This is a genomic window from Sphingomonas sp. RS2018 (genome assembly GCF_054489605.1).
The window spans coordinates 62,282-73,450 of record NZ_JBTMWL010000006.1; the positions used below are offsets into that span (position 1 = coordinate 62,282).

The 11,169-nt window shown below is 59.0% G+C and carries 15 protein-coding genes and 1 pseudogene; 7 read left to right on the plus strand and 9 right to left on the minus strand.

What is annotated here, in order from left to right:
• The first annotated feature begins 4 nt into the window (after positions 1 to 4).
• Positions 5 to 704, plus strand: a pseudogene (locus tag ACX40P_RS14785) (IS6 family transposase).
• Positions 705 to 1,029: 325 nt separating this feature from the next.
• Positions 1,030 to 1,608, plus strand: coding sequence for a hypothetical protein (locus tag ACX40P_RS14790; RefSeq protein ID WP_459127124.1), 579 nt, complete (start codon positions 1,030 to 1,032; stop codon positions 1,606 to 1,608).
• Positions 1,609 to 1,771: 163 nt separating this feature from the next.
• Here the strand turns inward: ACX40P_RS14790 and ACX40P_RS14795 are convergent, their stop codons facing one another.
• From ACX40P_RS14795 to ACX40P_RS14810, 4 genes are all read right to left on the minus strand, one after another.
• Positions 1,772 to 2,401 (minus strand): SOS response-associated peptidase family protein, encoded by a 630-nt coding sequence (locus ACX40P_RS14795; protein WP_459127125.1) that lies wholly within the window; start codon positions 2,399 to 2,401, stop codon positions 1,772 to 1,774.
• A gap of 85 nt (positions 2,402 to 2,486) precedes the next feature.
• On the minus strand, positions 2,487 to 3,107 hold the full coding sequence (locus ACX40P_RS14800; RefSeq protein WP_459127126.1) for a PEPxxWA-CTERM sorting domain-containing protein: 621 nt from the start codon (positions 3,105 to 3,107) through the stop codon (positions 2,487 to 2,489).
• Positions 3,108 to 3,469: 362 nt separating this feature from the next.
• Positions 3,470 to 3,739 carry a hypothetical protein gene (locus tag ACX40P_RS14805; RefSeq protein ID WP_459127127.1) on the minus strand — a complete coding sequence of 90 codons (270 nt, stop codon included), beginning with the start codon at positions 3,737 to 3,739 and terminating at the stop codon, positions 3,470 to 3,472.
• Positions 3,740 to 3,869: 130 nt separating this feature from the next.
• On the minus strand, positions 3,870 to 4,541 hold the full coding sequence (locus tag ACX40P_RS14810; RefSeq protein ID WP_459127128.1) for a PEPxxWA-CTERM sorting domain-containing protein: 672 nt from the start codon (positions 4,539 to 4,541) through the stop codon (positions 3,870 to 3,872).
• 622 nt (positions 4,542 to 5,163) lie between these two features.
• Between ACX40P_RS14810 and ACX40P_RS14815 the strand changes: the two genes are divergently transcribed.
• On the plus strand, positions 5,164 to 5,352 hold the full coding sequence (locus tag ACX40P_RS14815) for a hypothetical protein (RefSeq protein ID WP_459127129.1): 189 nt from the start codon (positions 5,164 to 5,166) through the stop codon (positions 5,350 to 5,352).
• A gap of 268 nt (positions 5,353 to 5,620) precedes the next feature.
• Here ACX40P_RS14815 and ACX40P_RS14820 read toward each other — a convergent pair whose 3' ends face one another.
• Positions 5,621 to 5,806: a hypothetical protein gene (locus tag ACX40P_RS14820; RefSeq protein ID WP_459127130.1), complete on the minus strand. Its 186-nt coding sequence runs from the start codon at positions 5,804 to 5,806 to the stop codon at positions 5,621 to 5,623.
• 193 nt (positions 5,807 to 5,999) lie between these two features.
• On the opposite strand from ACX40P_RS14820, the gene ACX40P_RS14825 reads away from it, so the two are divergent.
• The 3 genes from ACX40P_RS14825 to ACX40P_RS14835 all read left to right on the plus strand — a co-directional run bounded on the left by ACX40P_RS14825 (position 6,000) and on the right by ACX40P_RS14835 (position 8,122).
• A complete protein-coding gene (locus ACX40P_RS14825) occupies positions 6,000 to 6,512 on the plus strand; it encodes a hypothetical protein (RefSeq protein WP_459127131.1) in 513 nt (170 codons plus the stop codon).
• Between the two features lie 184 nt (positions 6,513 to 6,696).
• Positions 6,697 to 7,284: a PEPxxWA-CTERM sorting domain-containing protein gene (locus tag ACX40P_RS14830; protein ID WP_459127132.1), complete on the plus strand. Its 588-nt coding sequence runs from the start codon at positions 6,697 to 6,699 to the stop codon at positions 7,282 to 7,284.
• 268 nt (positions 7,285 to 7,552) lie between these two features.
• A complete protein-coding gene (locus ACX40P_RS14835; protein WP_459127133.1) occupies positions 7,553 to 8,122 on the plus strand; it encodes a PEPxxWA-CTERM sorting domain-containing protein in 570 nt (189 codons plus the stop codon).
• A gap of 127 nt (positions 8,123 to 8,249) precedes the next feature.
• Here ACX40P_RS14835 and ACX40P_RS14840 read toward each other — a convergent pair whose 3' ends face one another.
• The 3 genes from ACX40P_RS14840 to ACX40P_RS14850 form a co-directional block, all read right to left on the minus strand.
• Positions 8,250 to 8,435 carry a hypothetical protein gene (locus ACX40P_RS14840; protein WP_459127134.1) on the minus strand — a complete coding sequence of 62 codons (186 nt, stop codon included), beginning with the start codon at positions 8,433 to 8,435 and terminating at the stop codon, positions 8,250 to 8,252.
• A 252-nt stretch (positions 8,436 to 8,687) separates the two neighbouring features.
• On the minus strand, positions 8,688 to 9,032 hold the full coding sequence (locus ACX40P_RS14845) for an SOS response-associated peptidase family protein (RefSeq protein ID WP_459127135.1): 345 nt from the start codon (positions 9,030 to 9,032) through the stop codon (positions 8,688 to 8,690).
• Between the two features lie 404 nt (positions 9,033 to 9,436).
• Positions 9,437 to 9,697, minus strand: coding sequence for a DksA/TraR family C4-type zinc finger protein (locus tag ACX40P_RS14850; RefSeq protein WP_459127136.1), 261 nt, complete (start codon positions 9,695 to 9,697; stop codon positions 9,437 to 9,439).
• 164 nt (positions 9,698 to 9,861) lie between these two features.
• Between ACX40P_RS14850 and ACX40P_RS14855 the strand changes: the two genes are divergently transcribed.
• Complete coding sequence (locus ACX40P_RS14855) at positions 9,862 to 10,578, plus strand: IS6 family transposase (RefSeq protein ID WP_459127137.1); 717 nt, start codon at positions 9,862 to 9,864, stop codon at positions 10,576 to 10,578.
• A 188-nt stretch (positions 10,579 to 10,766) separates the two neighbouring features.
• Here ACX40P_RS14855 and ACX40P_RS14860 read toward each other — a convergent pair.
• Positions 10,767 to 11,169 (minus strand): aldo/keto reductase (locus ACX40P_RS14860; protein ID WP_459127138.1); only part of this gene is annotated, 403 nt, incomplete at its 5' end.

Sequence of the window (11,169 nt, forward strand, 5' to 3'; positions counted from 1 at the left end):
AGCGCTGCCCCCCTCCCCTTTCCGGCGATTTAACTCGTCCTCTGAGGTGATCCGGCTGGTCGTGCTGATGTACGTCCGCTTCCCGCTGTCGCTGCGGAACGTGGAGGACCTGCTGTTCGAGCGCGGCATCGATATTTGCCATGAGACGGTGCGGCTCTGGTGGAACCGGTTCGGTCCCCTGTTTGCAGTAGACATCCGCCGCCAGCGGGTCAGCCGGATGCGCGGCTTCCGGCATTGGCGCTGGCACCTGGACGAGATGTACGTGAAGCTGAACGGCGAGATGGTCTACCTGTGGCGAGCGGTAGATCACGAAGGCGAAGTGCTCGAGAGCTACGTCACCAGGACGCGCGATAAGGCGGCGGCGCTTGGATTTATGAAGAAGGCGCTGAAGCGTCACGGTTCGCCGGAAGCGATCACCACCGACGGCCTACGCAGCTACCGCGCTGCGATGAACGAGCTCGGGAATGCTGAGAAGCAGGAGATCGGCCGCTGGGCCAACAACCGGGTGGAGAACAGCCACCTGCCGTTTCGACGACGGGAGCGGGCGATGCTGCGCTTTAGGCAGATGAAGACGCTCCAAAAATTCGCGTCCGTCCATGCCAACGTCCACAATCACTTCAGCCTGGAGCGCCACCTCATCGACCGACAGACCTACCGGGAAAGACGCTCCGCCGCTGGCGGAGTGGCAGACGCTTGCTAGCTAGACTGCGGCCTTCAAAGACCCGAGTGCATCAGGTGGAGAGCGGTTCGCTTTAGACTGACAGCACCGTAGCGGGTGTCATGCCGTTCACGACCCGCCTGACCTTCTCTCGATTGTCGTCATAAGAGGTCGTAAAAGGGGGCGGGTAGTCTAGACGCTGCCGAGCGTATCGCGCCGTGATTAACGTGAGCGTGTGCAGCAAACACATTCGCTAACGGTCACGGGTTGGTATTGCGAAAACCTTCGGTGCGTACGACAGCATGGGTATGCCTCGGGAAACACTGCGCTCGCTAACCTCGCGTGTTCCCGAGCGGGAGGAAGCGGAGGCATTGATGCTCGCCCTCCATAAGGAGAACGACCGGACTGCTGCAATCGTCGGAGCGTCAATGGTTGAGTCAGCGCTAGAGGGGCTGATGACGTCAGCATTAAAAAGCCGGTCTACTGATATAGCGGAGAAGCTTTTCGAAAATCGGGGGCCGTTATCCGACTTTCACTCTAAAATAGTCGTCGCTCAAGCCTTTGCTATTATAACGGATCGGATGGCCGATGATTTGCAACGCATAAGAAAAATAAGAAACTGCTTTGCGCACGCTCGCTTACTTATCGATTTTGAAAACCCTCTTATAGCTCGCGAAGTTGCAGAACTGGCCGCGGTTGTTTCAGTACGGGCTGTAGAGCAAAGTGATCCCATTGAAAGCAAGCTTATATACAAGAGCGCAAAGGTTTCTTATGGCTTAAGCTGTTATATATTCGTAAAAATGCTATCAAAGTCTCTTGATTTGACCGATCCGCGCAATTTAACCGATGAAGAGTTGCGGCATGCGTACGCCGTCTCCGGCGGTGAAGCTGGTGATCCGATTGCCGATGCCCTTGCCGGTGAAATAGAACGACGCGACTTAGACATATAATAGCGTAGATATCTTGCGGTCTGCATACGCAACGGCGGATAATCCGTACCCAATGATTTTAAGGTGTTGCACACACAGTACCAAACTAGGGGCAGCAGCAAATCAAGGATTTACTGCGACGCCGAATGCACGCTCAACTGTAGCGCAACCGCATAAAATTTTCCTAGCGCCTACCCCGCGTAGGGAACACCGGACCCCGAACTGTCATCTTATTTGCATCATAGGGCCGCTGTAGCGCGACAACATCCTCATACGATCCGCGCAACCACGTATCCACGTCGCTACCCTCTAGGATCGTTATCATCGCCTTGGGGTGGATCGGCGCGACCAAGTCATTCGGATCGCAGGTCACCATCGTAAACCCGCGGCCCTCCTTAGTATGCTGCCAAAACCCGGCAACAGCGAAGGTAGGCTGATCGATAACGCTGAACCACATTTCACCCTTTAGGGGCGGCTTGCCGTCACCAAGGTCGTGCTTGTCGGGCGTCCACTCCGCAAACTCGGTAAGAGGTACGATACAGCGGTTTTCGGGCATTTCCGCTAGCCGCCTCCACTGCGGTAGGGCGAGGTTACGGACATTCGTCATGGGCCATGCCGCTGCGCCACCAAGGACGTCCCAATTCATAACGTCCCATGCCCGTTCACCGTCCTGCTCACGGATAACAAAGCTGCGGTTCTTGGGTCGTAGCTCCTGTGGATCGAAGCGGTTGTCGCGGGGGCGTTCGGTGAACAGCTTATCGGCTGCGCCGAACAGCGTTGCCGGTTCACCCATGAATCTAGCGCGGTTACACATAGGGGCAGGATAGGCGCATCGTAGGAAAGGAAAAGCCGCCGATCTTTCGACCGACGGCTCCCTTCACCTGACCCGAGGGGTGCCCCTATGAGGCGAAACGAATACGAGTTGTGACCTTCTTACGACGCATTGCGAAGCCGATGCCACCGAAGCCAGCGATCATCATAAGCCATGTGCTGGTTTCTGGCACTGCCGCGGACAACCCGCCAACTTGAATCGTAAGGCTATCCGCATTAGCGCCTTGCCCGAAATTGTATACGTAAGTCCCGGTGTTCAGGCCAAGACTTGCAATTGTTCGATTGTTATAAGTTGACGTGCTTGTTCCAAGGTCAGTGCCAGACACGTAGCTTGCAGAAGTAAGGATGCTTAATACATCTCCGGTGTAAAAGTATCCCGCAAAGACGCCTGTGTTAACGTCTGCGGTAACTTGGGTACCAGCGCCCAAGGTGCTGGGTCCGTTCACCGAAGAAAAATTACGAATGATATAATCTCCGCTGCCCACGTAGAGTTCGGGCCGCGAAGCCGATACATATCCGTAAAAGCTACCCGTGAAGCCGGCCGAACCCGAGGCGGTAAGCAGCGACCCGCTCCCTGTGGACACGACGTTACTACCAACCTGCTGATAGGTGATCGTGTAAGCTGCCGAAGCCTCTACGCTTGCGGTCAGCGACAGCACAGCCGTAGCTGCCATCAAAATCGTCTTCATTTCGAACCCCCGAGGCGCCGCGCCCGCCGCTCGCCATTGAAGCGGTCATTAACATGGCGTTCATCAAAAGCGATGGTAATTTCTTACAAAGCCGCGACGTCTTGATTTGGTACAACTCGCTCAAGAAGAAACACATTGTTCTTTGCTCGCGCGCCATTTCGAAGAAAAGACAGGATACCGACTACTCGCCGCTTAAATGCCGCTGTGCGGCCTTTTTAGCCTCGGCAGCAGTCAGCCTACCTCTCTTAACGTTTGCCCCTGTAGCGCCCGTCTGCGGGGCTTCTGCGCTATCGTCGATAACAGCGCTGGCGTTGCGCTTGTTAACTGGTTGCCCACCAATCTAGCACCGTTGCACATATACCCTAGTAGGGCAGCACTACGTCCGGTTCCATAGGATCTAACATCGGCTCATCAGCGTGTAGCTGGTAAAACTTCACCGTGGCGAACGGCATGTTCTGCGCTGCGGATGCTACCTCATCATCGGTGACGGCAGCGGCGAAGCGTTCAGCTTGGTTGGTACCAGCGTAGATCGACACGTCGTAATAGGCGTGTACGATCATCCCTGCTTCATCGGGTTCCGGCTTCGCCGTCGTCGCCGGTAGCGTTTCGCCCCATCGTTGAAAACCACCCATCGCGCCATCCTTTCGAGTCGAACGGGCTTTAGAACGCAAAGGGAACGAGGACTATCCGGCAGATGCAAAAGAGCCGCCGATCTTTCGACCAGCGGCTCTCCGTTCGGCCTGATCCAAGGGGGTGCCCCGATCAGGCGAACCGGATCCGTGTCGTGGTCTTCTTGCGACGCATCGCAAAGCCCATCGCCCCAAAGCCGACCATCAACATGCCCCACGTCGCCGGTTCCGGCACAGCGGTAGCATTAAGATTGGCAGTGCCATTGAAGTCGCCGCCCCGACCAGAATTGAAAGTGATATCGTACCTGACAGTTGCGGAAAACGGTCCAGTCAGGTTCAAGGTGTCCGTTGCCGTGGTCGTACCGGCAGCGTTGAAGGTCGAGGAACGCAATTGCGTGCCACCCCACAAAGCATTGCCCGTGCTGTAATACGAGCTAATAACTGTCGACGAGTTGGTAGGTACGTTCGATGTAAAAGCGCTAGTTAGCGAACCATTGAACGACGATAGATCGGTCTCGGTAATGAAAACGGACACGGTCTGCGCGTTGCCGTTATTGTTTTTGATATTGACCGATTGAGTAAGCAGGTTCGGCGATACGAGGATCGGGAAACCCGTGGCGCCCACGTTATAGGTGAAGTTGCCCGCCGTGGTATTATAATTTGCGGTGCCCGAGCCGCCGTCGGTCGCGACCTGCACGATTGCACCGCCGTTGACAGATACGCCAATAAAAATGGCAGCGTTCGCAGGCGCAGCAAAGGTGGCTGCTGTGCTTGCAGCTAAAGTAGCTAAAACGAACTTTTTCATGACGCTCCCCCCAAAGACTCAACTGTCGGATTTCCGACCAAGTTGAAGCCCTTCCAGCGAACACAATCGCTGGGCACCCCCGCAAGGCTCCAAGAACTTAATACGTTAATCGTCGGTAAATGTCGCGTCGAATCTCTTTGACAGAAAAGGGAGCTAACTACCTATCGTTTCAGGGAATGTCCTAATATGGGGCGGTTTCTGCCACGGATGGCGCACTGACGGACATTTCGATCCGTGAAGGCTTATCAGCTAGTTGAGTGGGTGCTGTCAAAGCAACGGCACCATCCGCTCTCAGCGCGTGTTACATCCCCGCGTGCCTGCCCATCGGCAGGTAAGCGGCAGCGTTCTCAGAACATAGCCGAGCGGGTTCGTAGCACTGACAGCTCCGCCTGCATGCCCCAACGCCAATAAAGATATCGTGAGCGATCGTGTCGCGAAACTGGGTGCGTTACGTTTGACAGCACCCCTCGCGCCCAGAACGCGCCGCTGCCGGGTTCAGTCGCACGCAGCCTCTCATGGTACGGGCGGGACGGATTCGGATGATGCTTGCGCCCAAGTTTGCGGCTAGCCGGTGGCGTCAATCTCGAGAGCCAAGCGTTCATCGGGCTGAAGGAGAAGGCAAATGGCAACTACCCCCTCAAACGAAGAGCCTGGCTTCGAGCGTGACGAGAGCAACGTCCCCGGTGAAGGAGCCAGCGTGTCCGAAGATACACTGGAGGACGCACCCGCACCTGACGGCGACGAGAACGACATGGAAAAGGCGCAGCGAGATGCCGCCGAAGAGCGTGCTGAAGAGGGCGGCTACCAGTAACGCGGAGAGCTAGACGCTACCGGCCCGTTTATAGCATGCCGCAGTCCGCAAAATCGTTGTGGGCGGGACTGCCTGTCGCTGCGGAGCGAACGACAAGCCCGGGGCGCGCCTCAGCGATTGTCGGGGTAACCTGACGATCCTGAACGCCGACTCACAACTGCGTACCGGACTCATTAAGTCGTTACTCTCTAAGTATCTGATTGTCGCGGCGTATCCGAGCTGCCGGTTGTAAGGCTTCGACGTGGCTCAGGTACGTCGCGACACCAGATTAGGCTGCAAGAAGCCGGTCGATCTTTTGCGCGACAACGTCCCAGCGTTTGGCTTTGTCGATGTCGTGATCCTTTATCGCCCGCACAATCTCGTCCACGACAAGCTGCCGTGCCCTTCGCCCGTGCGTGTCCACCATCGCGCGCGCCGTGACGAAGGCGGCCGTCTTCTCGTTGTCGTTCACCATGGGTGGCTCAAGGGCTCGCGAAGCGCGTAGTTCCTGTTGAGCGAGTGTCGTCGGGCAGATCTGCGATACGACGAGCATGACATCGGTTGAGGTCAGGCGGGTGCGACACCTCATCGTGAATCAGAATCGCTTGGGCTCAATGCCGTCGCCGGTCGCGCGCGTCTCCGTATCGTGAACGAGCAGGAGGAAGACGATGGCAGGCGAGCCACGCAGCCTCGAATGGACGATCACCCAGGCGCGTATCGTCGCCCTGCTGTCGCTGGAGGGCGGTGCGATCGTCGAGCACGGCGATTACGAGGTGAGCGAGGGCCGGCGCCCGACGTTGGGGTTCTCTGACGAGGGTAAGACAGAGCAGGCCGGCTTTGATTACTACTGTGGGTTCGGGGTAATCGGCGCGGCCCCGCCTGATGCTAGCGAGGCAACGGAAGCGTTCGTGGTTATTGACGGCACTGGCCCGCACGGTCGCATCGAGATCCGCGGCAACGGCTTCTTCGGATACGACGATCAGGGCAACCCAGAAGGATGGTTCGACGAGCCGCCCATGATGCTGCTCGACGAGTATCCCGCCCCGCCAGCGACCGACGACCAGCAGGACGACTACGACAGCGACCGTGTGATTAACGCTCAACCAAAGCTGTCGGAAGAATATCAGCGAGCGCTTCGTGGTAGAGTGCCACACGCTGCAGATACCTGCAGGTCTGACTGAGACGCCTTATAGAAACGGCGTCAGGGGGCCACAGTGTTTCGGCACGTTAATTCTGACGCAAACCGTACCAAGTTGGGAACTTGCGATTCTATGTAAAAAAAAGACGCTGGCTTTCGGTGAACGCCCTGTTAACGAACCCGTCAACGGCGAGCGGCGGGCGCGACGCCTTCCCGGGGGGGGTATCATGAAGAGGATTTACGCACTTGCGGCCGCGGCGACGCTGGCCGTGACCGGCACGGCGGACGCCGCCACCTATGTTTCGACGACGCGCACCGTCGGCGCGGGTTCGGTCAACCTGTCGATCACGACCGACGGCACGATCGGCGCGCTGACCGCCGCCAACATCACCGCCTATTCGATCGCCGTGACCGATCCTACCGGCGCGATCACGCTGACCCGCGCCAACTCGAGCCTCGGCGTTTCCGGCACCGGCTTCACCGCCACCGCATCGAACCTGCAGTTCGATTTTGGCTCGAACAGCGGCGCCCTGTTCCAGTCGCCGTCGTTCGGCTCGGGCGGCCCGTTCTACTGCCTGCAGGGCGGCGCCACCGGATGCTTCGATCGCAACGGTGCGGGAGAAGGCCTCGATGCCCTCAGCTGCTGCAGCAACGTCGAGCGCACCGCGCGCACCGGCCTGGTTACAATCGCGACGGTGACGACGTCGGCGGTGCCGGAGCCGGCGACCTGGGGCATGATGATGCTCGGCTTTGGCGGCATCGGCTTCGCCATGCGTCGTCGCTCGAAGGTCACGACGAGCGTTCGTTTCGCCTGACCGAACCACCCCTCGGGTTGGGCTGAAGGAGCCGTCGATCGAAAGGTCGGCGGCTTTTTCGCGTCGCAGCGGTGCCGTGGGCGGAGCCAAAGATTAGCCTTTGCTCACTGTGCTCCATTATGGAACAGTGGATATTATGAAGGTTAATAGCCGTATACTCGTAGTTGATTGCCAGGTACCCCACGTGCAGGAGCGATAAGTTTCGCGACGATACTAACCATGTCGCTCCCCGGATAACGGTGCGACAGACTTGTTTTGGGGAATGCACGTGAAGATCAGACTTTTGACTCTGGCGGTCGGCTTGTTCGTAAGCGCCCCCGCACTTGCGGCATCGACAGTGAACGGTGGTGGTTGTCTTGACGACCTGCAGTTGTCTGGTGGGTCTACAGTGGTAAGTTGTTACGGCCGTATCTCCGGAAACTCGCTCAACAATGCCAACAATGCGATTCTCGGGACCGCCTTGTCCGCGCTGGGGTATGCGGGAACTACGGTCAGCTATAGTGCGCTGGCGGACGGTAGCATCGTGTCATTGAGCGGTGAGGCCAATTCAGCGGTCAACGTTCCCGGCGTGCTCAACGGAACAGTGTTTCTCGGGATACATACCGGCGGCGGTGGAAAATCGGGCGTTGGCAATCAGACCTCAGTCTATCGTATCAACGCAGTGAACCTCGATGTTCTGACGCTGCGTCCTTCAGGAGGCTCCACCGCCACGTTGCTCGCGGTGACAGCGCCCGCGGTGCCTGAGGCAGCTACTTGGGCGATGATGCTAATCGGCTTCGGGGGGATGGGATTTGCCCTGCGCCGCCACTCACGGGAAGTGCGTATCCGCTTTGCCTGATCTTATTCCCTTTTGATCAGGCAGGAGGGCCGTCAGTCGAAAGGCTGGCGGCTTTTTAGGGTCCCGCGTAGCTCCGTAGTAGGGGCCATCGCGCTCGAGACCCGGCTCGACCGACAGGGGCGATCGCCTAACCGTCTAATTTGCCCGATTGCGCGAGAAGCTCAGCGAGCGCGGTACGCAGCTCGCGTTCCAACTCGGCGTTGTCAGCCGCCTTGTTAAACGCCGTGGCAAGCTGATAGCTGTCTGCTGCATCGCGCAATGCTTGCAACGACGCTGACCATTCGGCGAAACGTGGATGATCGACCAACGCCATAGACTTTACATGCCCCCAGACGGGTCGGATGCGCAACGAAGTTGTTGATCGAGGTCACAGGAAGCGTTCCGTTTTGACATGACAAAGAAGCAGGATGAAGGAGCGAACACTTCCCCATCCTGCTTCCCCTACATACGGCCGTGATACGCAGACCGCAGGTTCCCCTAGGCCGCAGATGATTACGCGATGGTGTCTATCGTGTTGGCGAAATTGCAGAAACGGGTGTCGGTTCGCATCCCTATGTGACGTTAGTCACCCCGCGGCAGGCTTATCCAAGGTCATCAGCTGTGCCGGGTAAGGCTGGGCCAGCTCTGCCGCCGGCGCGCCATCGAGCCAGCGCTGCTCGTCCCCATCCTGCAGAATTACCGGCATCGCTTTAGGGTGGATCGACCCGACGATGCTGTTGGGCTCGCATGTCAGGAATGCGAACCGGACACCGCCCTCGGTCGGACGCCAGATTCCCGCAAAGCTGAAGATCGGCCGCGACGGGATGTCGAACCAGTGCAGCGGCAGCTTGCCGTCGGAGCCGCGCGTCTGACCATACTCGCTGAAGGTCGTCACCGGTACGAGGCAGCGCTGCGCTGGACGGTCGAGCATCGACCGTCAGAATGGTGACAACAGGTTGCGGACGTTCGTCACGTCCTTCGTCAGCATCACGGGCTTGCCGGTGATCTTGTCGATGCGCTTGCCGGGCACGTGCGTCCGGAGGTTCCAAGCCATCGCATCGAGAAAGCGCGCGCCGTCCACCTCTCGCACCGGTGCTGTCAAACCTAACGCACCGACCTTCCGAGTACCTAAGCTAACGTGTTCTTCAGGGGTAGTGCGCCACGCCGGTCGAGCTGTCAGTGCTGCGAACTTGCTCGGCTTGGTTCTGGGAACAAAGCCGTTCGCCTGCCGAGGGGCAAGCTAACGGGGCATAAACTCGCATCGGGTGCGCCCAGTGCAGTTGCTTTGACAGCGCCCTTCTGGGCTGTCGCCAAGCGCGCGACAGTCCGGGACGGTCACCGCAGCTGACTGTCCTTGCTGCCTCGCCGATTAAACGTAGCGGCGAGAGGCCGGTCGCGACCGCTCTGACACGTTACGCAGGTCCGCACGCCGGGCAGCGCTCGGCGCCGACCGTCGGGGATCTCGTCGCCGCAGATTGTGCAGAACGGCTCACCCGTTCCGCTTGGCATGCTTGCGCGTGCGGCCAACACTGCGTCTGCCACGGAATCATCGATCTGATCCTGCACCGCGCCATCGCGCGCCCAACCACCGGCCATCTGCCTCTCCTTACCTGACACATATGGGGACCGGAGTGCGCCTATGCCAATGCTAGCGCTTCAACCTACGTCTGCTTCCGAGGCAGCCGTTCTTGTGATGCAACGACAGGGCTCCGTCAAACCAAATGCAACGGTCGGTAAGCAAGGCGGGGTAGGGGCCGGACATGCCTCGTCCTCGCAAGCCAGCCTCGCCGTTCCGCTACTTCAACTCGTCACCGGAAGTGATCCGGCTGGTCGTGCTGATGTACGTGCGCTTCCCGCTGTCGCTGCGAAACGTGGAAGACCTGCTGTTCGAGCGCGGGATCGACATCTGTCACGAGACGGTGCGGCTCTGGTGGAACCGGTTCGGGCCGCTGTTTGCCGGCGACATCCGGCGGCAGCGGGTGAGCCGCATGCGCGGCTTCCGGCATTGGCGTTGGCATCTGGACGAGATGTACGTGAAGCTGAATGGCGAGATGGTCTACCTGTGGCGAGCGGTAGATCACGAGGGTGAAGTGCTCGAGAGCTACGTCACTAGAACGCGCGATAAGGCAGCGGCGCTCGGTTTCATGAAGAAGGCGCTGAAGCGCCACGGCTCGCCCGAAGCGATCACCACCGACGGCCTGCGCAGCTACCGCGCCGCGATGAATGAGCTCGGCAATGGCGAGAAGCAGGAGATCGGCCGCTGGGCGAACAATAGGGTAGAAAACTCGCATCTGCCGTTTCGACGACGAGAGCGGGCGATGCTGCGGTTTAGGCAGATGAAGACGTTGCAAAAGTTCGCCTCTGTCCACGCCAACGTCCACAATCACTTCAGCCTGGAGCGCCACCTCATCGATCGAGAAACTTACCGGGAACGACGCTCCGCCGCGCTGGCGGAGTGGCAGACGCTTGCCAGCTAGGCTGCCATCCTCAAAGCCCGAGGTGCATCATGTGGAGAGCGGTTCGCTTTAGACTGACAGCACCGGCCGATCCGCTTTGACCCATTTCCGGTCATTCAGGATCTCTCAAGCGGTTCCCGAACGCGGACACCGGTTCATTCACGCTTTAAGCTGCTGCGATCATACTCGGGGCACCATTAGGAGTTAATCTAGTGCTCCCATGGCCGAATATGGCTGCTGCCGAAAATCTGCTGCCGCGGCATCTGGAAGATAAAGTAGGGATTGAGCATCGGTGGTGCTCCCGCCGCGTCGAGCCGCGTCAGTTGCTCTGGCGAAAGCGTGATGTCGAGCGACGCCGCGTTCTGCGTGACTTGTTCGGGCCGGCTCGCGCCCATCAGCACCGACGAAACCCCTGGTCGGGACGTGACCCAGGCCAAAGCGACTTGCGCCATCGGTCGGCCGAGCTCGTCGGCCACGGCACGCAGCTCGTCGGCAATGTGGAAGTTCGCTTCGGTGAAAAGCATGCCGCCATAGGGGTTGTCGCCGTTCAGGCGACCGTCACTGCCATCGGCGGCCGTTTCGCCGCCCTTGTTCGGCACGCTGCCGGCAGGA